The organism is Mycobacterium sp. E1386, from assembly GCF_001672745.1.
Lineage (GTDB): Bacteria > Actinomycetota > Actinomycetes > Mycobacteriales > Mycobacteriaceae > Mycobacterium.
Map to the genome: position 1 here is coordinate 1 of NZ_LZKH01000079.1, position 21,739 is coordinate 21,739.

General features: G+C 66.9%; 20 protein-coding genes and 1 pseudogene. 9 read left to right on the plus strand and 12 right to left on the minus strand.

Translation table 11 applies throughout. The annotated features are described in order from the left end of the window. Together A5709_RS08720 and A5709_RS08725 are read left to right on the plus strand one after the other, a co-directional pair. Nucleotides 1-378 (plus strand): annotated as a pseudogene (locus A5709_RS08720) (haloalkane dehalogenase); the annotation flags it as partial. 36 nt (nt 379-414) lie between these two features. Further along, nucleotides 415-1,641, plus strand: coding sequence for a cytochrome P450 (locus A5709_RS08725; protein ID WP_068119511.1), 1,227 nt, complete (start codon nt 415-417; stop codon nt 1,639-1,641). A gap of 1 nt (nt 1,642) precedes the next feature. Here the strand turns inward: A5709_RS08725 and A5709_RS08730 are convergent, their stop codons facing one another. Next, nucleotides 1,643-2,011: a hypothetical protein gene (locus A5709_RS08730; RefSeq protein ID WP_067943357.1), complete on the minus strand. Its 369-nt coding sequence runs from the start codon at nt 2,009-2,011 to the stop codon at nt 1,643-1,645. A gap of 127 nt (nt 2,012-2,138) precedes the next feature. On the opposite strand from A5709_RS08730, the gene A5709_RS08735 reads away from it, so the two are divergent. After that, entirely contained in the window at nt 2,139-3,674 is a 1,536-nt protein-coding gene (locus A5709_RS08735) for an HNH endonuclease signature motif containing protein (RefSeq protein WP_068119436.1), read from the plus strand. Here A5709_RS08735 and A5709_RS08740 read toward each other — a convergent pair. After that, complete coding sequence (locus tag A5709_RS08740) at nt 3,671-4,741, minus strand: ATP-dependent DNA ligase (protein WP_068119440.1); 1,071 nt, start codon at nt 4,739-4,741, stop codon at nt 3,671-3,673. The genes A5709_RS08735 and A5709_RS08740 overlap by 4 nt on opposite strands. Nucleotides 4,742-4,767: 26 nt before the next feature. Between A5709_RS08740 and ligD the strand changes: the two genes are divergently transcribed. After that, on the plus strand, nt 4,768-5,805 hold the full coding sequence (ligD, locus tag A5709_RS08745; protein WP_068119443.1) for a non-homologous end-joining DNA ligase: 1,038 nt from the start codon (nt 4,768-4,770) through the stop codon (nt 5,803-5,805). Between the two features lie 1,508 nt (nt 5,806-7,313). Then, nucleotides 7,314-9,356, plus strand: a complete 2,043-nt coding sequence (locus tag A5709_RS08750; RefSeq protein WP_068119445.1) for a glycoside hydrolase family 172 protein — start codon at nt 7,314-7,316, stop codon at nt 9,354-9,356. Here A5709_RS08750 and A5709_RS08755 read toward each other — a convergent pair. Both A5709_RS08755 and A5709_RS08760 read right to left on the minus strand, forming a co-directional pair. Next, nucleotides 9,353-10,039 (minus strand): rhomboid-like protein, encoded by a 687-nt coding sequence (locus A5709_RS08755; protein ID WP_231986944.1) that lies wholly within the window; start codon nt 10,037-10,039, stop codon nt 9,353-9,355. The genes A5709_RS08750 and A5709_RS08755 overlap by 4 nt on opposite strands. Before the next feature lie 68 nt (nt 10,040-10,107). Continuing rightward, nucleotides 10,108-11,412: a hypothetical protein gene (locus A5709_RS08760; protein WP_068119451.1), complete on the minus strand. Its 1,305-nt coding sequence runs from the start codon at nt 11,410-11,412 to the stop codon at nt 10,108-10,110. Nucleotides 11,413-11,612: 200 nt separating this feature from the next. Between A5709_RS08760 and A5709_RS08765 the strand changes: the two genes are divergently transcribed. Then, on the plus strand, nt 11,613-12,815 hold the full coding sequence (locus A5709_RS08765; RefSeq protein ID WP_068119454.1) for a cytochrome P450: 1,203 nt from the start codon (nt 11,613-11,615) through the stop codon (nt 12,813-12,815). Between the two features lies 1 nt (nt 12,816). On the opposite strand, the gene A5709_RS08770 is transcribed toward A5709_RS08765, so the two are convergent. Further along, on the minus strand, nt 12,817-13,380 hold the full coding sequence (locus A5709_RS08770; RefSeq protein ID WP_068119458.1) for a TetR/AcrR family transcriptional regulator: 564 nt from the start codon (nt 13,378-13,380) through the stop codon (nt 12,817-12,819). A gap of 132 nt (nt 13,381-13,512) precedes the next feature. On the opposite strand from A5709_RS08770, the gene A5709_RS08775 reads away from it, so the two are divergent. Continuing rightward, complete coding sequence (locus tag A5709_RS08775) at nt 13,513-13,899, plus strand: PPOX class F420-dependent oxidoreductase (protein WP_067943433.1); 387 nt, start codon at nt 13,513-13,515, stop codon at nt 13,897-13,899. On the opposite strand, the gene A5709_RS08780 is transcribed toward A5709_RS08775, so the two are convergent. The 5 genes from A5709_RS08780 to A5709_RS08800 all read right to left on the minus strand — a co-directional run bounded on the left by A5709_RS08780 (nt 13,883) and on the right by A5709_RS08800 (nt 18,472). After that, a complete protein-coding gene (locus tag A5709_RS08780; RefSeq protein WP_068119461.1) occupies nt 13,883-15,046 on the minus strand; it encodes a zinc-binding dehydrogenase in 1,164 nt (387 codons plus the stop codon). The genes A5709_RS08775 and A5709_RS08780 overlap by 17 nt on opposite strands. Nucleotides 15,047-15,058: 12 nt before the next feature. Continuing rightward, entirely contained in the window at nt 15,059-16,462 is a 1,404-nt protein-coding gene (locus tag A5709_RS08785) for a wax ester/triacylglycerol synthase family O-acyltransferase (RefSeq protein WP_068119513.1), read from the minus strand. A gap of 121 nt (nt 16,463-16,583) precedes the next feature. After that, nucleotides 16,584-17,567, minus strand: coding sequence for an NAD-dependent epimerase/dehydratase family protein (locus tag A5709_RS08790; RefSeq protein WP_067943372.1), 984 nt, complete (start codon nt 17,565-17,567; stop codon nt 16,584-16,586). A 27-nt stretch (nt 17,568-17,594) separates the two neighbouring features. Further along, nucleotides 17,595-18,302, minus strand: a complete 708-nt coding sequence (locus A5709_RS08795) for a cutinase family protein (RefSeq protein ID WP_197520104.1) — start codon at nt 18,300-18,302, stop codon at nt 17,595-17,597. Continuing rightward, nucleotides 18,299-18,472, minus strand: a complete 174-nt coding sequence (locus A5709_RS08800; protein ID WP_046182002.1) for a CsbD family protein — start codon at nt 18,470-18,472, stop codon at nt 18,299-18,301. Before A5709_RS08800 ends, A5709_RS08795 begins: the two co-directional genes overlap by 4 nt. A 59-nt stretch (nt 18,473-18,531) precedes the next feature. Between A5709_RS08800 and A5709_RS08805 the strand changes: the two genes are divergently transcribed. Continuing rightward, a complete protein-coding gene (locus tag A5709_RS08805) occupies nt 18,532-18,684 on the plus strand; it encodes a hypothetical protein (RefSeq protein WP_231971948.1) in 153 nt (50 codons plus the stop codon). A gap of 66 nt (nt 18,685-18,750) precedes the next feature. Then, the gene (locus A5709_RS08810; protein WP_068119518.1) at nt 18,751-20,025 is read left to right on the plus strand and encodes a serine hydrolase domain-containing protein; all 1,275 of its coding nucleotides are present in this window, start codon (nt 18,751-18,753) and stop codon (nt 20,023-20,025) included. Here A5709_RS08810 and A5709_RS08815 read toward each other — a convergent pair. Both A5709_RS08815 and A5709_RS08820 read right to left on the minus strand, forming a co-directional pair. Then, complete coding sequence (locus A5709_RS08815; protein WP_082973827.1) at nt 20,020-20,658, minus strand: cutinase family protein; 639 nt, start codon at nt 20,656-20,658, stop codon at nt 20,020-20,022. The two genes, A5709_RS08810 and A5709_RS08815, sit on opposite strands and share 6 nt — an antisense overlap. Next, nucleotides 20,655-21,722, minus strand: coding sequence for a dihydrodipicolinate reductase (locus A5709_RS08820; protein WP_068119464.1), 1,068 nt, complete (start codon nt 21,720-21,722; stop codon nt 20,655-20,657). Before A5709_RS08820 ends, A5709_RS08815 begins: the two co-directional genes overlap by 4 nt. Nucleotides 21,723-21,739: the final 17 nt, after the last annotated feature.

Here is a 21,739-nt window from a genome sequence, read left to right on the forward strand (position 1 = left end):
GTCGGCGCGTTCGTGCAGGGCGGATGCCGCAAACCGATGAGCGACGACGTACGCGCAAGCTATGACGCGCCGTTTCCGGGCGACGAGTACTGTGCGGGTCCGCGCGCCATGCCGGGCTTGGTGCCGACCTCGCCCGACGATCCCGCGGCGGCGGCCAACAAAGCGGCATGGGCCAAACTCGCCGCGAGCCCGACCCCCATGCTGGTCGCCTTCAGCGACAGCGACCCGATCACCGGTCCGATGGGCGCGATCTTCCAGCGCGAGATGCGCGGCGCGCAAGGGATCGATCATCCCCTGATCCGCGGCGCCGGACACTTCCTGCAAGAGGATGCGGGCGAGGAACTAGCGGGCCACATCGTCGAGTTCCTCCGTCGCTGAAACTGTGTGCGGCCCGCCGAGGGGCAGAATGGCCGCATGACGACCGCGCCGACCGATTCCCAGGGGTTGCTGCTGCAGCTGCTGGACCCGGCCAACCGGCCCGACCCGTATCACCTGTGTGCGCAGTTTCGCGACGGGGGAGCGTTGCAGTTGCCCGGCGCCAACCTGACCGTCTTCTCGACCTACCGAGACTGCGACGAGGTATTGCGGCACCCGTCGTCAAGCAGCGACAACGTCAACTCGACGGTCGCCAAGCGGCAGGCCGAGGCCGGCACGGCGCCGCGCAGGCAGGGCCCGCCGGGCTTCTTGTTTCTCGATCCACCCGATCACACCAGGCTGCGCAGGCTGGTCAGCAAGGCATTCGCGCCGAAGGTGGTGAACGCGTTGGAGCCCGATATCCGTTCGCTGGTCGACGGAATGCTCGATCGGGTCGCCGAAAAGGGCCACTTCGATGTCGTCGAGGATTTCGCCTACCCGCTGCCGGTCGCGGTGATCTGCCGGCTGCTCGGCGTCCCGCTCGATGACGAGCCCCAGTTCAGTCGCGCATCGGCGTTGCTCGCCCAGGCGCTTGATCCGTTTTCGACGATCACCGGCGTGCCGCCGGAGCTGGCGAATGAGCGACAGCAGGCCGGGGCGTGGTTGCGCGAGTACTTCCACGGTCTGATCGACCGCCGCCGTTCGACACCCGGTGACGACCTGCTGTCGGGGCTGATCGCGGTGGAGGAGTCCGGAGATCAACTGACCGAGGAGGAGATTGTCTCCACCTGCAACCTGCTCTTGATCGCGGGACATGAGACCACGGTGAACCTGATTGGGAACGCCATGTTGGCGATGCTGCGCGATCGCACGCACTGGACCGCCCTGGGCGCCGAGCCGGGCCGAGCGCCGGCGATCGTGGAAGAGACCCTGCGCTTCGACCCGCCTGTGCAACTGGTCGGCCGAATTGCTCTCGCCGACATGGTGATTGGGGGAGCCGAGGTTCCCGCGGGCGATGTCATGATGTTGGTGCTCGCCGCCGCCCACCGTGACCCTGCGGAATTCGACCGGCCCGATATCTTCGATCCGGACCGGAAAGGATTGCGACACCTGGGCTTTGGCCGGGGCGCGCACTACTGCCTGGGTGCGCCGCTGGCCCGGCTGGAAGCCGGCGTGGCGCTGTCGGCGGTGACGGCGCGGTTCCCGCACGCGCGGCCCGACGGCGAGCCGCAGTACAAGGCGAACGTCACGCTGCGCGGACTGTCGCACCTGTCTGTCGCGGTCTAGCTCACCCGCGCTCCCACGGAGGGCTCTCGCCCATCTTCTTGTAGTACTTCGCCAAGTGGCTCTTGACACGGTCGACGTCCGCCTTCGGCAGGTCGATGCCGCCACGGGCGCCGTCCATGATGGCGCCGGCCGCCATCACCCCACGCGGCACGGCCTTGAGGTCGCCGCCGACCACATCGGCGATCAACAGTTTGTACGCCGTGAAGTTGTCCTTCTTGTCGTTGTCGTACCAGACGTGGGCATCACGGTATTTCTGGTTCGGCGCGTCCTCGGCCCCGGCCCAGCTGCGAACCCGCTTCTCGGCGGCGTCTCCGTCCCACTTGCGATCGCGATCGGCCAACGGCAGATCCTGAAACGCTGTCACAGACATGTGAGTTCGCTTGCCCGCTCTGGGTCGTATTAAACGCCGGGCCGAAGTTATCCACAGTTCGAAGTTTGTCCACAGGGTGGCACCTTCGGGCGGGAATGCGCAGCTCTGCCGGGCTACCATCGAAACTATGTTCGATAGATCGCTTCCGGTCGCCGACGAGTTGGCGCGCGCCGACGACGGTGAAGTGGTCGCCGCGATCGCCGACTGTTCACGGGTGGAGGCGGCAGCCGCGGCACGCCGGCTGGCCGCCATCGCGGAGCTGGTGCATCGCCGAGCCGAAGGGCCCACTGTGTCCGCCCACTGGTCCTGCGACAACTGGGATGCCGTGGCCGCCGAAGTCGCCGCGGCACAAAACATCAGCCACGCCATGGCCTCAGGGCAGATGTACCTCGCCGCCGCGCTGCGCAATCGAGTGCCGCAAGTGGCGGCGCTGTTCGCCGAGGGCACGATCAGCGCCCGGCTGGCGTCGACCATCGTCTGGCACACGGATCTCGTAAAAGACCCCGACACACTGCATTTGATCGATACGACGTTGGCCGAAGCGGCGATGAGGTTTGGGCCGATATCGGCTAGCAAGACCGCGCAAGCCATCGACGCGGTGGTGGACCAATACGATCCGGGGGCGCTGCGGAGGACGCGCGCAAGCGCCCGCAGCCGCGACGTCGTCATCGATCAATCCGACGACCCGTCGGGCACCGCCGCCTTATGGGGCCGGCTCTATGCGCACGACGCGGCCACACTGGACCGGCGCCTGCTGCGGATGGCTCACGAGGTGTGCGAAGACGATCCGCGCACCGTCGCGCAGCGCCGTGCCGACGCGTTGGGTGCGCTGGCCGCTGGCGCGGACCGGCTCGCCTGCGGCTGCGGCAATGCGGACTGCCCGGCCGGCGCCGTCGAGGACGGGCGGGCAGCCAGCGTGATGATCCACGTCGTTGCCGACGCATCGGCCTTGGATGCCGAGCCGGACCCGCACATGGCGGGCCAACGGGAGCGGACGCCAATCACCGACCAGACCACGCTCGTTGAGGCCCTCACCCCCGATCCCGAGCCCGACGTGCCGCCGTCCCGGCCGCCCGCGCTGATTACCGGCGGGGGCGTGATTTCGCCTGCGGTGGTCGCCGAGCTGATCCGCGGGGGCGCGAAAGTCCGGCCGGTGCGTCATCCCGGCGACGCGAAGCCCGAGCCGGGATATCGCCCTTCGGCCGAACTGGAGCGGTTCGTCCGATGCCGCGACATGACATGCCGGTTCCCCGGTTGCGATCGACCCGCCGAGTTCGCCGACATCGACCACACGGTGCCCTACCCGCTCGGCCCCACCCACGCGTCGAACCTCAAGTGCCTCTGCAGGAAACACCATCTTCTAAAGACTTTCTGGACGGGCTGGCGGGACGAGCAACTGCCGGACGGCACGGTGGTGTGGACGTCGCCCACGGGTCAGACGTACACGACCCGTCCGGGCAGTCGGCTGTTGTTTCCCGCGCTGTGCATGCCGACGGGCGAATTGCGAATTCCCTCAACGCAATATGGGCCCCTCGGCGAGTGCGGAGTCATGATGCCCAAACGCCGCCGGACCCGACATCAAGATCGGGCCCGCCGCGTCAATGCCGAACGAGCGCTCAACGCAGCCCACATCGCTGAACGCAACCAACCGCCACCCTTCTAGCCCGCTCCCAGGCCCGGAACGATGTCACCGAGGCTGAAGGTGACCGGCTGCTCGAGTTGCTCGTATGTGCACGAGCGAGGCTCGCGGTCCGGGCGCCACCGGTTGAACTGCGCGGTGTGGCGAAAGCGCCGGCCTTCCATGTGGTCGTAGCGGACCTCGACAACGCGCTCCGGACGCAGCGGCACGAACGAGAGATCCTTGCCGGCGTTCCAGCGCGAGAATTCGTTCTTGCGCGGTGTTCGTTCGCCGGCTTCGTGGGCAGCCCAATTCCACGGGTGGTCTTCGAAATCGGTGACGAGCGGCTGCAGCTCGGTGAACAGGCGCCGTCGTTCGGCCATCGGGAAAGCGCCGATCACCCCGACGGAGGCGAGCTGACCGTCGTCCTGGTAGAGCCCAAGCAGCAGCGAGCCGATCGCTTGACCGCCGGACTTGTGCACGCGATAGCCGGCGACGACGCAGTCGGCGGTGCGCTCGTGTTTGATCTTGAACATCACGCGCTTGTCGGGCTGGTAGGTGACGGTCAGCGGCTTGGCGATGACACCGTCGAGGCCGGCCCCCTCGAATTCGTCGAACCAGCGCCGCGCAACGTCGACTTCGGTGGTGGCCGGCGTGACATGGACCGAAGGCCCCGAGTCCGCCAGGGCGTCGACCAAGGCGGCGCGCCGCTCGCTGAATGGCCGCCGCAGGTAGTCGTCGTCGCCCAGGGCGAGCAAGTCGAACGCGATGAAGGACGCCGGCGTCGCCTCGGCGAGCATCCGTACCCGCGAATCCGCCGGGTGGATGCGCTGTTGTAGCGCCTCGAAATCCAGGCCGTGGTCGGTTGCGATGACGATCTCCCCGTCGATCACGCAACGCTCGGGCAGCTCGGCGCGGACCGCGGCCACCAACTCGGGGAAATAGCGCGTCATGGGCCGTTCGTTGCGGCTGCCCAGCTCGACTTCGTCGCGGTCGCGGAAGCAAATGGACCTGAATCCGTCCCATTTCGGTTCGTATGACGCATCGGGCGGGATCGACCGCACCGATTTGGCAAGCATCGGCGACACCGGGGGCATGACGGGTAAGTCCATAGGCCGATTGTGCTGGAATCTTTGGTATGGCCGCTGCAGAAGAGCTCGACGTCGACGGAATTGCGGTTCGCCTGACCAGTCCGGACAAGGTCTACTTCCCCAAGCTGGGCTCGAAAGGCACAAAGCGGCGGCTCGTCGAGTACTACCTCGCCGTGGCTGGTGGTCCGATGCTCGACGCGCTCCGTGACCGGCCCACCCATCTGCAGCGCTTCCCGGATGGCATCGACGGCGAGGAGATTTACCAGAAGCGGGTGCCGCAGCACCACCCCGACTATCTGCAGACCTGCCGGGTGACGTTCCCCTCCGGGCGCACCGCCGATGCCCTGAAGGTTACGCACCCCTCCGCCATCGTGTGGGCGGCGCAGATGGGCACCATCACCTTGCACCCATGGCAGGTGCGCTGCCCCGATACCGACCATCCCGACGAGTTGCGCATCGACCTGGATCCGCAGCCCGGTGTCGCCTTCGAGCAGGCGCGCGAGGTCGCGGTCGACGTGTTGCGGCCGTTGCTCGACGAGCTCCGTCTGGTGGGATATCCCAAGACATCCGGTGGGCGCGGGATCCACGTCTTTCTGCGGATCGCCACCGACTGGGATTTCATCGAGGTTCGCCGCGCCGGCATCGCGCTGGCCCGCGAGGTAGAGCGACGCGCGCCCGAGGCCGTCACCACGGCGTGGTGGAAAGAGCAACGCGGCGAGCGCATCTTCATCGACTTCAATCAGAATGCCCGCGACCGCACCATGGCGTCGGCCTACTCGGTACGCCCCACCCCGATCGCGACGGTGTCGACGCCGCTGAGCTGGGACCAGCTGGCCGGCGCGGAACCAGACGACTACACCATCGCAACCGTTCCCGATCTGGTGAAGGCTCGCCAAGACCCTTGGGCCGTAATGAATGACGTGGCCCAGTCGATCGCGCCTCTACTGGAGATGGCCGACGCCGACGAAGAGCGCGGCCTTGGCGATCTGCCGTATCCGCCGAACTATCCCAAGATGCCCGGCGAGCCGAAACGCGTTCAGCCGAGCAGGGATACGGACTTGAAGAACACCGGCAAGTCAAGGTGACAGAGCTCGGCCCGTGGCCGCCTCCGGCCGCCCAGGGGGTGATTTCGTAAGTGCCACAGGGCGTACGGCTTTTTGTCACAGTGACGCAAGCACCCACCCGCCGGTTGTTCGAGAACGTCTGGTAGACAGACGCTTTCAGGGAAAGATCCGACAGGCAGTCGGTACGCTGACTGGCACGCCCACGGCCGAAGGCGGGCCTACAAATAGAGCGTGCCAGTAGCGCAACCCCGACGCGGAAGTCTGCCTATGGCGTGCAGGTGATTCCGGTGGTCCCGCTGGTGCACGAGATGGTAGGCAACGTGCATCCGGAGCTTGCCAATGCGGTGAAGCCCAGGACCACGCCGAGAACAACCTTGTACTTCAAACGAGACATGACCACTCCATTCGTTGAGAAGAAATGCTTCGCCCGAGAGGGCTATTGTACGTGAGCACAATTCGAAACACTATGGCTTTCAACAAAATTGCGGCAGTCCAGGCCGACCCAATCAAAGGGCATGCGACAATCCTCCGTCGATACTTCCATTCCAGCCCGGCATTGATCCTATTGTGCTACAGGGCTTTACCGCGGACATGCGCACTGCAACTTCCACGCGCGGCGCACCGCGAGGACGCGCACGCTACTTAGCTAAGCGCGTGACAGGCAGGCGATTTCACCTGAGCCAGGACGTCGTAAGCCAGTACGCTGGCTGGCACGCCATATCACCAACGGTGCACTCGGTAGGCTCAAAGTGAGCCCCTACCAAGCAAAGCGTGCCAGTAGCGCAACCCCTCGACGGCCCAATCAGCCGCCTATGGCGAGCAGGTTATCCCGGTGGCAGCGGTACTGCAGTCGATGGTCAGCGGAATAGTGCAACCCGAGGATGTCAACGCGGTGGCGGCCAGAATCAGCCCGAGGACAACCTTGTACTTCATACGAGACATGGACCACTCCATCCTTTAGAGGAGAGATGTACGCCCGAGGGGAGTTATGTTACGTGAGTGCAATGCGGAATGCCATGCGATTCACCAAATTTGCGGCGATCTACTTCAACTGATTGAAAGCGGGCCATAGTCGTCGCCCGAACGGGCCGGCACGGCCGGCGATGCCTCTCTGATGGTGGCCGAGCGCCTGATTTGCATTCATTTTCCGAATCCGTCCGCAAGGGCGGCCCGGGGCATAAGATTCGTAATAGCGCACCATCCGACCTACATTTCCAACAATGCAGGGCGATCCGAAACGTGTTCGGGGGGACCGAGATACCAGCTTCCGGGCGCCGCGGACCGGCCATTGTCGCCGGATCGCGGCATCCGTCGTGCCCATTGCAATCCTGCCGGCGAGCTCGGTAAGCTATCCGCACGACCACCGACCGCGCCGGCGTATCCGCTCGTGCCAATTAGGGTCTGCCCTTCCCCGAACCGCCACACGTTGAATGCATTTCATGCGAGAGCGATCGTTGGTGTCCTGCAGCACTGGACGTATTAGATTCCAAATCCGGTCAACCCGGCCGAGAAAAGTAAGCTTTGTCGCTATGCCGGTGGCTATTCGGGCGTGGTGTGCAACGTTGGCCTTTTTGCTCCCGGGGGCGGCCAGTATCACCGTCGCGGCCGCGGCGCCCGCGGAGCCGAGCGGCACCGGCGCCGCCGACCGGCTGGTCGGCTGGGACACCTATCGACGGCTGGACCGGCTGCCGTATCTGCGCACCGACACACAGGCCCTGCAGCTCTCCAGTTTCGACCGCAGCGGCGGTGATTTCGACCTCTCCACCGGTAACCGCAACGGCACCGGGGGATGTTTGACCTCCGGCGGTGCCGGTTGCGTCATCGCCGAGGATCGCGGTGCCGGCGAGGTGGATTCGATCTGGCTCACGCGCGACGGCGGCAAGGTGACGCGGATCGGGAACGTCCGCGTCGAGCTGGACGGGCGAACGGTGCTCGACGCTCCCCTGCAATCGGTGGTCGACGGCGCGTTGGGTGCGCCGTTCGAATGGCCGCTCGTTGCGAATGCGGCACAGTCGCCGGGCGGGGTGTACATCAAGGTGCCGATGCCCTACCGGCAGTCGATGCGGATCAGCGTCGCATCCGATCTCGAGTACTACCACGTCGACTATCGCCAATTCTCGAACGCCGTGGACGTATCCACTTTCTCGCCCTCCGACCCCGCGCTCGACGTGCTCGCCACGCTGCGCGCCGCGGGCACCGTCGACCCCAAACCGTTTGCGGCTGCGGCTGTTCACGACAGCCGGGTTGTCGAGGTTCCGGCCGGCGCCGGGACGACCATCGCGGAATCGGCCGGCCCGGGCAGCATCTCGGCGATACGCCTGCAACTGCCCGAACCGGCGGACCAACTTCTGAGCGGCTTGCGGCTGCGAATGGACTTCGACGGCCGCACCATGGTCGACTCCCCACTCGGGGAATTCTTCGGCGCCGGGTTGGGGACCAATACCGTGCGGTCCCTGATGTTCGCCGTGACACAGCAGCCCGGAGGACCGCTGTCGTTGTCCGCATGGTGGCCCATGCCATTCGCCCACGCCGCCCGCATCACGGTTGTGAACACGACTAGTGACCCGGTGGCCGGAATCGACAGCGACGTGACGACCACCCCCGACGCCCAGTGGGCGCCCGCGCTGGCCAGCGGTCGCGCTGGCTACTTCACCGCTCGCTCGCATGCCGGTCCGACGGTCCCGGGCCAGGACTGGCTGTTCGCCGACGAGCAGGGCCACGGGAAATTCGTCGGCGTCAGCCAAACCATCCGCGGTTCTCGGATCAGGACCGCGTTCAGTGACGCCGCCCCTTACTTTCTCGAAGGGGCCGAGCGCGTCTACACGGACGGCGCCGGGTCGCCCCAGTGGTATGGCACCGGCACCGAGGACCTCTACGAGGGCGGCTGGTATTTCAAGGACGGCACCCGCTTCAGTGACCCGCTCACCGGTCAACCCGACCGCCGCACGTCGACCGCCGGGTGCGCCGACTACTGCGTCGCCGTCTATCGGCTCATGCTCGCCGACGCCATCGATTACCACTCCGCGATCCGCTTCGGCATCGAGCACGGTAAACGGAACATGGTTCAACCCGACTACAGCTCAACCGCTTTCCTCTACACGCAGCCGAATGACACTCTTGCGCCGGGCGACAACGTTCGCCCGGGCGACGCGGTCAGTCGACTCCTGCACGGCTATGCCGACGCTGACGGCACGGACCAGCTGTTGGTCAGCGAATATGAAGGCGCCGACGACACCCATCCGGTGATCGGTTCGGTCCGCGCCGCCAACGGTGCGGTCACGTTCCACCTCGAGACCGACCCGGACAACCGCGGAATCCTGCTGAGACGGACGTCTGATCAGGCGGACGGTTTCCAGTCGGCGGACGTCACCATCGACGGCGTCCCCGTGGGGAATTGGTTGCAGCCGCGCAGCAACACTTTTCATCGCTGGCTCGACGACACCTACCTCTTGCCGCAGTCGGCAACAGCGGGCAAAGCGCAGCTGACAATCACCCTCACGCCCACACCCGACTCCCCGCCGTGGACGGCCAGCCGCTATCAGATCGAGACGCTGACCGGGTCAACCGATTAGACCGCGGCCGACCGCACCACCCGATTGGCGAGCAGGGCCATCACCACGCCCGTCAATCCACCGAGGGGAGCCACCGACGATGACCATCCCGACAGCACGAAGAAGCCGAACGCGGCGCCGCCGGTGAGCAAGGCCGCATGCACCGGCGTCCAGCGCGTGATCGACGGCAACCGGAAGGACAACCCCATGCCAAGGAGCAGTGCCAGGACGTGACCGAACGCGGTGAAGTCCGCGTCAAGCGTGGCCACCAAACCGATGCCAAGCCACCAACCAATCCAGGCCGCACGCCAGCGCAACGGTATCGAGGCGGTCAGGGCCCCCAGCACGCACACGGCGCCGTAGCTGATCCCGACGTCGGTGGCCCGGGCGACCGAGAACGGCAACCATCCCGTCTCCACCGCGGCGACCAGCCCCACCGCGAGGATCAACGTGGCGCCGATGTGGCCGACGGCAAACGTGATCAGCAAGCCCCTACCGCGCCAAATGAGTTCGCCGAGCGCCAGCAGGCACACCAGGCCGGGCAACCAGAGATAGACGTCGCCTCCGTCGCTGACGAACGCGCTACCGACCAGGGCGGCCAGATGGCCGTGCGCCAGGTTGTGCAGGTTGGTGCTCATTTCGCTGACGACTGAGGCGCGGGTGCGGGCACCCATCGCCGTCAGGGTGAGCGAAACCGTGAGCAACAGGACGGCGTACGCAGCAGTGACACGCAAACGGTCGGCGCGTGCGCGAACGTTCGTGCCGGAAGACGTCATTGGCCGTTCCAACCGCGGTCGCGGGCCAGCAGGTCGGCCACGGTCTCCCGGCGCACGAGTTCTCGGGAGCGACCGCCGGAGACGGCGACCAGCGGCGGCCGGCCCACCAGGCTGACGCCCGATACCGTGGAGTGCTGGTAGGCGCCGGTGCAGGCCACCGCCAGCAGATCACCGGGGTGGATGTCCGCGGGCAGCTCGACACCGCGGGCGATCTCGTCACCGTTTCCATTCCGGCCCACGACGGTGACCGGTGCGCTCGCGGTCGGCCGGTGGCGGTTCGCCAGTGCCACCGTGTATTTCGCGCCCGGATTCCCGGGGTGGCCGGCCAGGCCGCCGTCCACCGCGACGAAGGTATGCCCGCCCGGCTGCCGCTTGACAGCGGTGACCCGGCACAGGGTCACCCCCGCGCGTGCGGCGATCGCCCCGCCCGGCTCGATCGCGATCTTCGGCCGCGGGAATCCGTGCTCCGCGCAAGCGGATTCCAGTGCGGCATCCACAGCAGCGCCGAGGGATCGCAGGTTGAGCTCCGGGTCGCCCGAACGGTATGGGATCGCGTGTCCGCCGCCAAGATTGAGCTCAGTGAGCACGACCTGATGGTGCTCGCGGACCTGGGCCATCACGCCGATCATCTGCTGGATCGCCGCACCGTAGAGCGAGGCATCGATGAGGTGCGCCCCGAGTTGGCAGTGCAGGCCCACCAGGTCGAGCGACGGCTGGTCCAGGACACGCTTGAGGGCCGAATGGCCCCCCGACAGGGCGAAGCCGAATTTCCGGTCGGGCGTCCCCGCGTCGGGAATGACCCGCAGCAGAACGCGCTGACGGTGACGCACCCGGCAGGCGAGCAGCGAGATCTCGCTGGGTGAATCGATCACGATCCGCCCGACGCCGGCCGCGATCGCGTCACCGAGCTCAGTCGCGGTCTTCGCGCCATCCAGGACTATCCGCGAGGGCGGGACGTCGGCGGCCAGCGCGGTCGCCAGCTCGGCGGCCGAGCTGACGTTCAAGCCGGCCCCTTCATCCGCGGCCCAGCGGGCCACGTCCACGCTCAACAGCGCCTTGCCGCCGTAAATCAGCTCGGCATCTGGCAGCGTCGCGCGATAGCAGCGGATGCGGGCCCGAAAATCCTCTTCGTCCACCATGTGGGTGGGAGTGCCGTACTCGGTGGCAATATCGTCGGCGGCGACGTCCCCGACGCACAATCGGCCCAGGTCGTCGACGTAGGCGCTCAGCGGCCACACCGCGCGATCGAGGTGCGGGTTCAACCCGTGCCTCACCGAGGGAAGCAGCTCGAAGAGCGTCATGCCTCTACGGTGCCGGTCCGGCCGCGGGCGTGCCGCCTTCTTAACGAAGCCTTCACACCCGGGTGGCAAATCTTCACAGATCTTTGCCAAATGTCACGCGGACATCATTGCCTCGGACGCCTTGACTGCCCGGTCTACCTGCTGCTAGACAGGGGTGCGCGCGAATTTGGGCGATCGCTCAAAATGGAGGAAGAGTATCGATGACCGTCACCAGCGACACGGACGTCTACTACGACCCCTACGACGTCGACATCAACGCCGACCCGTATCCGACCTACGCCCGGCTGCGCGAAGAGGCGCCGATCTACTACAACGATCGTTACGACTTCTGGGCGCTGTCCAGGCATTCCGACGTCGAGCGGGCGCTGGCCAACTGGGAGACGTTCTCCAACAAGCGCAGCGACATCCTCGAGCTCATCAAGTCGAAATTCGATATGCCCGCCGGCGTCATGATGTTCCAGGATCCGCCCGAACACACGCGGCTGCGCGGCCTGATGTCGCGCGTGTTCACGCCCCGCCGGATGGCCGAGCTCGAGGACCAGATCCGGCAATACTGCGTGCGGTGTCTGGACCCGCTCGTCGGCTCTGGCGGCTTCGACATCATCGCGGAGCTGGCCTCGATGATGCCGATGCGGGTGATCGGGATGCTGTTGGGAATCCCCGAGTCCGAACAGGTCTCGGTCCGCGACGCCAACGACGCCAACCTGCGGACCAAGCCGGGTGCACCGCTGAAGGTTGCAGACGCCGACTCGATCGCCGACGGCCGAATCTATGCCGATTATGTGGAATGGCGGTCCAATAACCCTTCTGACGACCTGATGACGACGCTGCTCAACGTCGAGTTCGACGACGAGCACGGGGTGCGCCGAAAGCTGACGCGCAAGGAGGTGCTGCACTACACGCAGGTGGTCGCGGGGGCGGGCAACGAGACGACCGGCCGGCTGATCGGCTGGCTGGCCAAGGTGCTCGCCGAGCATCCCGATCAGCGGCGCGCCGTCTACGAGGACCGGTCGCTGTTGAGCCGTACCGTCGACGAGACGCTGCGATTCGAGCCGACGGGGCCACACGTCGCCCGTTGGATGGCAAGGGATTTCGAGTGTTACGGCACTACGGTTCCGGCCGGCAGCGCCATGCTGCTGCTGTTCGGCGCAGCCAACCGCGACCACCGCCGGTACACCGATCCCGACACCTACAACGTTCGCCGCGACAATATCTCGCACATGACGTTCGGCAAGGGTGTGCACTACTGCCTTGGCGCCAACCTGGCCCGCCTCGAGGGTCGCGTTGCGCTGGACGAGATTCTGAACCGCTGGCCCGAATGGGGCATCGACTACGGCACAGCGCAATTGGCCTCGACATCGACAGTTCGTGGCTGGGAGCGGTTGCGGGTCATATTGCCCTGAATTACCTCGGCATCTCGAATCGATCGACGATGCGATTCACCAGCGCGACCGCCTCCGCGTGGCCTGTGTTGGCGCCGAGCGCCTGCTCCAGGATCAGCATGCGGCCTACCGCGGCGAGGATGACCGCGAGGCCGGCCGGCGGGAAATCACCGGTGTCCAAACCATGTTCGCGGACAATGAAATTCAACGCGGTGATCTGCATCTCGCGCCAACGCTCCGACCAGCCCGCGATCTCGGTCCTGATTTCCTTGCGGTGGTTGGCGAGCCCCATGAACTCCAGCAGCAGGCGAGTGTCCTTCGGCTCGATGAGCGTGTCCCAGAAGGCATGCAGGGGCTGGTCGGACGCCAGCGCCCGCTGCTGGCGCTCCAGGTAGGCGGCCGCGCCACGCCGGAAGACGTTCAGGTAAAGGTCGTCCATGGTGGGGAAGTAGTAGTGCACCAGGGCGGGCTTAACGCCGGCTTCGGCCGCCACCCGGCGCGACGTCGCCGCGGCATAACCCTCGTCGACCATGATCTGGATCGTCGCGTCAATGAGCGTGTCGCGGGTCGCGGAGTCCCTGGCCATCAACGGACCCTAATTTGGGCGATCGCTAAAAATCAACACGGCGCCTGGACAGGCGCAGGCCAAGTCCATGATTAAGGAATCGGCGGCCGGGGAACTGCCATCCGGACAGTTCAAAAAGTGAAGGAAAAAACCGTGGCTCCCAGCTTTAAAGACGTCATCGCATCCAAGTACCTGCTTCTGACCACGTTCACCAAGGACGGTCGCCCGAAACCGACGGCGATCTGGGGCGTGCCCGACGGGGACAAGCTCCTGGTCATCACCGACGACGGTTCGTGGAAGGTCAAGCGGATCAACAACACGCCGCGGGTGACGATCGCGAGGAGTGGATCCCTGGGCAAGCCGAAGAGCGAGCCGGTCGAAGGGATCGCGCGTGTTCTGCCGAAGTCGGAGACGCGGCGCGTGTACAACGCCGTGCTCAAGCGGTACTGGTACCACGCGTGGTGGTTTTATGCCCACTCGATCGTGCGCGGCGGCGTCGACAAGGTGCACGTGGGGCTGGAGATCAAACCGGCCGCGTAGCGTCGCTCTTGGGGTCGATCAGGATCTTCGCGTGCGCCTCGGGGTCACCGAGTGCGTCGAAAGCGGCTTCGACGCCAGCCAATCCGACCGTCCCGGTGATCAGCGGCGCGACGTCGACCTTGCCGTCGGCGAGCATGTGCAGGGTGTCGCGGAACTCCAGGGGCGTGTAGCCGAGCACGAACCGCAGATCGATTTCTTTGTTGATCGCCATCGCCGGCCGAATGCGGTCGGCGCCCATGCAGACGCCGACGACGACGACCCGCGAGAACAGCGGCGCGCTGGAGATGATGCCGTCGATGATGCCCGGGACGCCGACGCATTCGAAGACGACGGGATGTTTGGGGGTTGCCGCGCCGGCGGCTTCGGCGGCGCGCCACACGTGCCACCATGGCAGCCGCAGCCTTTGTAGCTTCTCGATCGTCCCGACCGCGAGGTCGAACGCCTCGAGGATGCCTTGCAGATGCTTGCGGCCGGCCTCGGTCTCGTAGGGCGAGTCCTGTGCGGGGTCGACGACGATATCGGCGCCGCAGGCCGTCGCGAGCGCCCGGCGGCCCGCCGAGAAGTCGCTCGCGACGACGGTGCGCACCCCATGCGCCTTGAGCATGCAGATAACCGCGAGACCGATTGGGCCGCAGCCGATGACGATGGCGACGTCACCCTTGCCCACCTCGCCGCGGCGAACGGCGTGCCACCCGACGGCCATCGGCTCGGTCAGCGCGGCGACGTCGGGGGACAGCCCGTTCGGAACGGCGAACGTCAGCGACTGCTCGACCAGGAGTTGCTCGGCGTAGGCGCCCGGCGCCATGGTCGACAACCCGATCCCATGCACCTCCTTGCCGCGCCGCAGCAGCGGCAGGGCCACGACCGGGGTGCCGGGCCGCGGGGCCTTGCGGGTGCCGGGACCGTAATCGATTACCTCTCCGCAGAATTCGTGACCGAACACCACCTGCTGATCCGATCGCATGAACGCGTCATATCCCGACTCGGCCATCACGTCGGCGAGTTCGTCGCAGTGCCGGCGCGCGTGCAGATCCGATCCGCAGATGCCACACCGTAGGACGTCGATCAGCAACTGGCCTTTGGCCGGGGTCGGTGCAGGCAGGTCGACGACGTCCAGCTTCGCGTTGGTGCACGTTACGGTCTTCATCAGTCGATCCTCCTACACGGTGGCCGACTTGGGTCTCGAAGGTTGCAGTCCCGCCGCTGCTCTCAACTCTCCGTAGGCCCGCCGGGTGCACCGGGCGAGGTGCGGCAGGTTACCGAGCGCCGCGGCGTTGGCGACGAAACCGAAGTCCATGCTGTCGTGGTAGGACGCGAAGGTGGCGTTGAGTCCGATGGAGGCCGCGAGGGCGGAAACCGGGTAGATGCCGAGAAGGCGCGCGCCGTTGAGGTATTTGACCTCCTCTGCGCCCGCCACGTTGGAGATGACGAGGTTGCACGCCGGGTGCGCGACGCGGTCCAGGTGTGTGGATGAACCCAGCCCGGCGAGCGCCACCAGCCCGGCCGCATAGGTGAGGGCCGCCTCGCTGGACATGCGGCTGAGCTCTTTCTTGCACGCGGCGACCGAGTCCACCACCTGTTGGATCCGTTCCCGCATGCTCGCTCCGGGCTCTCCGAGTCGCGGGAACACCGCGGACACTCGCGTGCCGATCGTCGTGTCCGCGCCGCCACGCAGCGAGACCGGGCACATCGCAATGAATGGATGCGCGAAGGCCTGGCCCGTCTCGCGTAGGTAGTCGTGCAGCCCCGCATCGATGACCGTGACGGCCACGTCGTTCAGGGTCGCCCCGAGGCGCCGCCCGACCTCGTGCATCTCCTCGAGCGGCAGGGAAAGCGTCGCGAAGCTGCGCCCGATCTGCAGCGGGGCGTTGGTCGGGGCGTGTTGCGCCCCGAACGGCAGACTGCCCTCCAGATGCGATCGGACGATGGTCGCGAAGAGCTTGCGCAGCGCGCCGACCGAAATCTGGCTGAGCGCCTCGACCTGCGTGAGGGTCGCGCGAATCGAGTCGGTGATCCGCGACGTGAAGGGGGTCGGCGGGTGCGGCGCGGTTTCAGGCGCGCCCAGCGCGAAGGCCGGTGTCGGGACGGTGCGCTCCCCGGTCGTGCTCAGCCCGGCGTACAGAAGCTTGAGGCCGGATTCGCCGTCGATGATCGAGTGATGGGTTTTCGTGTAGATCGCGAACCTGCCGCCCGGCACCCCGTCGATCACCCAGCACCGGAATAGCGGCCGGTTACGGTCGAGCTGTGGCTCGTGCAGATCCGCGACGAGCCGTAGTAGGTCGTCGTAGGAGGCGCGGGCGGGGAGGGCCAGGTGTCCCACGTGGTAGTTGGGATCCCAGTGCGCCACCTCCCGGAAATGAGGCGCCCCCCGACCGAGCAGCTCCGGAACGTAGTTGAAGGGCGGCGCCGGCACGCACGCTCGATACGCCTGCACGATCTCGCGCACGATCGGCGCGCGGCCGGCGGGCTTCTTGAACAACAGCATGGCGCCCACATGCGTCGTGCCGGCCGACGACTCGATCAAGAGCCATGAAAGATCCAGGGGCGGAATCGGTTTGGTCATGATGTACATCCCCGGACGCGGAGGAGCCGAACGTTACGGTGATGTTCTCTCCGCGGACCACGCCCCGCGAGGGCATTAGGACCCCGTTACGGCAGTCGTTGGTCCTTCAGCCCGGTGACGCTCAGCTGACGGCGCGGAGCGCTTCGAATGTGTCAGCCAGAGTCTCTCGGGGATCCCGGTAGGTAATGCCGAGTTCGCGCTCGCTGGGCGAATCGTCGGACGCCGGCATCTGCGTGTAGTACTGCATCCCGGCCCACGTGAAGGGCGTGTCGAAGGGTACGAACCGGCTGGCGCGGTCCATTACCGCGCCGGCGACGCGCAGGGCGGTATCGGGGATCGGAACCGAGACCATCGCCGACCCGGACACCTCGCCGAGCATCTTCGCCAACTCCGCCGCCGGAACGCGATGGCCGCCCGCCATGTACCGGCGCGGGCCGCGGCCGGGTTCCAGCAGCGCCGCATGCAACGCGGCCACATCGCGCACGTCGACGATGAGCCAGGCCCCGCTCCGCCCCGGGATCACATGCATCTGCAAAGCGGCCTTGACGCCTTCGCCGGCCTCCCCGAACTGGTCGCCCACCGGCGGACCGATGACCATGCCCGGGTAGGTGATGTTCACCGGCGCACCCGCATCCTGCAGACCGCGGGCATAGATCTCGACCTGCGCCTTGGACGTACCGTAGCCGTCCGCCCCACCGACGACCGGCAGGTCCGCCGACAGCTCTTCCAGGCCGGCATGAAAGAGCGCGCTGAAACTGGACACGTGGACGATCGGGTCCAAGCCCAGCTCGACCGACTGGCCGAGGACGTTCTGGGCGCCCTGCATGTTGGTGGTGAGCATTTCCGTCGTCTGGCGCGGATCGGTGGCGACCAGGGCGGCGCTGTGCACGACGGCCTCGCAGCCGTCCAGCGCCTCGCGCACCGCGATCCGGTCGGTGATGTCCGCGACGGCGAAGTCGGACACGTCGACGCCCAGCTTGGCCACAGTGGTCTCCAGCTTGCCGGGGTTGCGCACCAGAAACCGGATCGAGTGCCCCGCGTCGGCTATGGCCTTGGCCGTCCAGCCGCCGACGAACCCCGTACCGCCTGTGATCAGAACGCGCATGGTGCGATCTTTGCAGGGCCGTCCGGACTACAGGTGACTGGAGGCGAAGTTGGCGGCCTGGCCCGTCATGCCGTTCATCCCGTAGGACGTGTGGGCGGCGAAGTCGTTGCCGTTGCCGCTGCCGCACACCGGATCGCCCTGGGCGCACAGCTCGATGGTCTTCGGCTGATACAGCGGGCCGATCGCCAGCGGCGGGGCGTGGTACTTCTGCAGGAAGTCGCCCGACGGCGTTCCGAACAAAGTGACCGCGGCGACATGGTTGGCGACGTCGGGCGGCATGGGCGGAGGCACGGCCGACGCGGGGACGCCCGGCGGCACGGCCGCCGAAGTGACGTACCCGGCCAAAGCCGCGCCCTGCGAATAGCCGCCCAGCACCTCACGGGTGTTGGGGCAGTTCTTGGCCGTGGCTTCGACGTGCGAGCTGGCGTCGCGGATCCCGTCGACTACCGTCTGGGGAAAGTCGGGGGCCGAAAAGTCCGTGCTGGCAGGATAATTGACCGCATACACACCGAGCGAGCGCGAGCCGATCTGCGAGCGCAACGCATCGACGAACGACCCGCCGATGCCGCCGATGCCTGGCGGCTCGCCCGACCCGCGGGCGAACACCACCTCGACATCGGGGCACGGGTCCGCGGAGGCCGACGGGCTGGGCGCGCTGGACACCAGGGCGCCGGCTGTCAGCGCCGCCAGTCCAACGAGCGCCGGCAGCCGGCGCAACGCGGAAAGCCCGATCACTTCTTGAACGCGTCTTTCACCTTTTCGCCCGCGTCCTTGAGGCTGGACTTCGCCTGGTCCGCCCGGCCCTCGTCCCTGGTATCGTGGTCCCCGGTCGCCTTGCCGATGGCCTCTTTGGCCCGCCCGCCCAGGTCTTCGATCTTGTTCTTCAGCTTGTCCTCGTTACTCATGCCGGTGTGGCTACCCAGCAATGGGAGATGTTGAAACCCCGTCCTGCCATCATGGAGGGGTGAGCGCCGCAATCGTGGTCGCAATAGTGGTGGGGCTGATGCTGCTGGGCATCGGCATGGTGGTCAACCAGTTGCTTCGGCTGCGCAGGTATCTGAGGGACTCGCCGACCGCGCAACCGCCCGCCCCGGAGCCCACGGAGCCGCCCGGCTAGAAACCGGCCCGCCGCGCGGGGCCGGCTGATAGCTTCGTCCTCGTGGCAGCGGGGCGGCGCGGCACCGTGAAGCCGTCGGCTCTTCTGGTCGCCGACGATGGTCTGCCACGCGGTGTCTCCGGTGCGGCCGACCCCCATTTCGGCAACGTCGTCAAGCTGTTCGCGCAGCTGTTTCCCGGGCGCCGGTTCGGTGGCGGAGCGTTGAGCGTCTACATCGACGGCGTGCCGGTGGTCGACGTCTGGACGGGCTGGTCGGACCGGGCCGGCACCCAGCTCTGGACCGCCGACACCGGCGCGATGGTGTTCTCGGCGACCAAGGGGGTTGCGTCGACGGTGATCCATCGGCTGGCCGACCGCGGCCTGCTGTCCTATGACGAGCCCGTCGCCGAATACTGGCCGGAGTTCGCGGCCAACGGCAAGGCCGAAATCACGGTCCGCGACGTCTTGCGGCACCGCTCCGGGTTGTCGCACCTGCGCGGCGTCACCAAGGCGCAGTTGATGGACCACGCCCTGATGGAGGAACGCCTCGCCGCCGCGCCGGTCGACCACTTGCGAGGCGTGCAGGCCTATCACGCGTTGACCTACGGATGGCTGCTGTCCGGCCTGGCCAGGGCGGTGACGGGCAAGGGCATGCGGGAGCTGATCCGCCAGGAGATAGCGCGGCCCCTCAACACCGACGGCCTGCACCTCGGCCGCCCTCCGGAAGGCTCGCCGACCACGCCCGCGGAGATCCTGATACCGCAGGGCAGGCTGCGCGCCCCGGTGTTCAACTTCATCGCACCCAAGATGGCCGGCCTGCCGTTCTCCGGCGCGCTGGGCGCGATGTACTTTCCCGGCGTCGTCTCCCTGATCAAGGGGGACACCCCCTTCCTGGATGGCGAGGTGCCCGCCGCCAACGGCGTGGTGACCGGCCGTGGACTGGCGAAGATGTATGCCGTGCTGGCCAACGGCGGGCGTATCGACGGCAAGAAGTACCTGTCCGAGGAGCTGGCGCGCGGCCTGGCCGGGCAGGCGCGCCGGAAGTGGCCGGACGCGAACATGGTGGTGCCCATGCCATTTCACCTCGGTTACCACGAATCGCCGGTGCCCGGCCTGCTAAAGGGGTTCGGCCACGTCGGTCTCGGCGGGACGCTCGGCTGGGCCGACCCGGAGGCCGGCAGCTCGTTCGGCTTCGTCCACAACCGGTTGCTGACGCCGTTGCTGTTCGACATGGGATCCTTTGCGGGCCTGGCTCGTCCGCTGCGCAACGCCATCATGGCGGCCCGTGATCAGGGCCCGCTGCGGGTGCCGCAGCTCGGGGCCACCTACGCCAAAACCACTCGGCGCAAGGCGGTTCTATAACCGGGCGGCGACCAGGTTCGCGGCCTGCGCCGTCATTCCGGACTGCACGTACGAGCCGTGCGCGAAGACGTTGATGCTGGAGCCATCGGAGCACGCCGGGTCGCCGGCGGCACACATGTCGATGGTCTTCGCGGCGTACGGCGGGCCGATCGGGGGAAACACGGTGCCCGACAAGCGATTCGCGAGTGCGCTCGTCGGATTGCCGAAGACGGCGATCGCCGCGACATGATCGGCCGCCTGGGGCGGCATGGCCGGCGTGGCCAGATCGATCACACCCGCGCCCTGCGAGAATCCGCCGAGCACCATTCGGGTGTTGGGGCAGCGTCCGATCATGTCGCGTACGTGAGCGACCAGGTCATCCGCACCGTTCTGGGCGCTCGCCGCGAAGGCCTCGGTCGCGGGGTAGTTCACCGGGTAGACACCCATCGAGCGACCGGAGATCTGAGAGCCGAGCGAGTCGACGAACGCCTGGCCGACGTTGCCGACACCCGCGGGCTGGCCGGTGCCGCGGGCAAAGGCCACCTCGACGGCGGGACACGGATCGGCATGCGCGCCAGGGCTGTTGAGCGTCCCGCCCGATGCCGCCGAAGTCACCGCGATCGCAACACCAATGACGATGCGCTTCGCAATCACCGCTTTATGCTGACACAGGCGTTCCCACGCGGCAGCGTCAGCGGAAGATCGGTGTAGGTGACGATGCCCGGCGCCGCCGCGACGACGGCGGGGATCGCGTTGATCGCCGGCATCGCGGTCATGATGTGGCCGAGGTCCATGAACTCCTCGAGCGTGGTGGCCTCGAAGTAGGGCGGCGGCAGGAAGCCGACCTTGGTGGTCACCGTCGGCTGCCCGTCGATCTGGATCACCCAGCCGTCCTGTTCGATCTTCCAGTCGGGTTCGAGCGTCTGTCCCTTCCGCCACCGCACGTTCAGGTCGATCAGGGTGGTGTCATCGACGATGCCCTGCCAGCTGATGTAGACGCCCGCCACGCAGCCCGCGGGGATGGTCCAGGAGGCCATCTCGAGATCCGCCGTGGTCTGGGCGAACTCGGCCACGCACTTCACCTCGTCGAGCTCGACGCCGAGGGCGTCGCCCACCAGCCGGACGGCCTCGCCGAAGATGGCCGTTCCCTTCGCCGCCATCGCCGGCAGGTCGGGGTGGTCGATCGGCTGGCCGAAGCCCACCGGCTTCTCGGTTTCAGGTGAGTCGTAGAACGTGGTGTCGGCGGCTTCGTTCACCGTGACCTTGTCGATGCGGTTGCACACCATCGCCGACACGATGGCCAGCAGCTCGGCGAAGCCCGGACTCACTCCGGAGCCGAAGATCGTGGCGCCGCCCTTCTCGCAGGCCTGCGCCAACTTCTCGCGGCCGTTTCCGAGGTTTCCCCCGGTGATGAACGACGCCGTGGTCACCACGTTGACGCCCGCGGACAGGATGCGCACCAACTCGTCGACATCGATCCACATCGGGTTGTAGACCACGCAGTCCGGCTTCAGCGCGAGCAGCGCGTCGACGTCGTTGGTGGCCGCCACACCCAGCGGGGGGATCCCGACCAGTTCGCCGGCGTCGCGGCCGACCTTCTCCGCCGACCAGGCGTAGCAGCCCACCAGCTCATAGGTGGGGTTGGCGACGATCGACTTCAGCGAGCTCTTTCCGACATTGCCGGTGTTCCACTGAACCACTCGATAGTTGTTTGGCACTCGCTCAGCATAGGGAA

What these genes read in the sequence shown, in the direction of transcription:
- A5709_RS08725 (WP_068119511.1), top strand. Translation starts at nt 415, where the DNA reads ATGACGACCGCGCCGACCGATTCCCAGGGGTTGCTGCTGCAGCTGCTG.
- A5709_RS08730 (WP_067943357.1), bottom strand. Translation starts at nt 2,011, where the DNA reads ATGTCTGTGACAGCGTTTCAGGATCTGCCGTTGGCCGATCGCGATCGC.
- A5709_RS08735 (WP_068119436.1), top strand. Translation starts at nt 2,139, where the DNA reads ATGTTCGATAGATCGCTTCCGGTCGCCGACGAGTTGGCGCGCGCCGAC.
- A5709_RS08740 (WP_068119440.1), bottom strand. Translation starts at nt 4,741, where the DNA reads ATGGACTTACCCGTCATGCCCCCGGTGTCGCCGATGCTTGCCAAATCG.
- ligD (WP_068119443.1), top strand. Translation starts at nt 4,768, where the DNA reads ATGGCCGCTGCAGAAGAGCTCGACGTCGACGGAATTGCGGTTCGCCTG.
- A5709_RS08750 (WP_068119445.1), top strand. Translation starts at nt 7,314, where the DNA reads ATGCCGGTGGCTATTCGGGCGTGGTGTGCAACGTTGGCCTTTTTGCTC.
- A5709_RS08760 (WP_068119451.1), bottom strand. Translation starts at nt 11,412, where the DNA reads ATGACGCTCTTCGAGCTGCTTCCCTCGGTGAGGCACGGGTTGAACCCG.
- A5709_RS08765 (WP_068119454.1), top strand. Translation starts at nt 11,613, where the DNA reads ATGACCGTCACCAGCGACACGGACGTCTACTACGACCCCTACGACGTC.
- A5709_RS08770 (WP_068119458.1), bottom strand. Translation starts at nt 13,380, where the DNA reads ATGGCCAGGGACTCCGCGACCCGCGACACGCTCATTGACGCGACGATC.
- A5709_RS08780 (WP_068119461.1), bottom strand. Translation starts at nt 15,046, where the DNA reads ATGAAGACCGTAACGTGCACCAACGCGAAGCTGGACGTCGTCGACCTG.
- A5709_RS08785 (WP_068119513.1), bottom strand. Translation starts at nt 16,462, where the DNA reads ATGACCAAACCGATTCCGCCCCTGGATCTTTCATGGCTCTTGATCGAG.
- A5709_RS08790 (WP_067943372.1), bottom strand. Translation starts at nt 17,567, where the DNA reads ATGCGCGTTCTGATCACAGGCGGTACGGGGTTCGTCGGCGGCTGGACG.
- A5709_RS08800 (WP_046182002.1), bottom strand. Translation starts at nt 18,472, where the DNA reads ATGAGTAACGAGGACAAGCTGAAGAACAAGATCGAAGACCTGGGCGGG.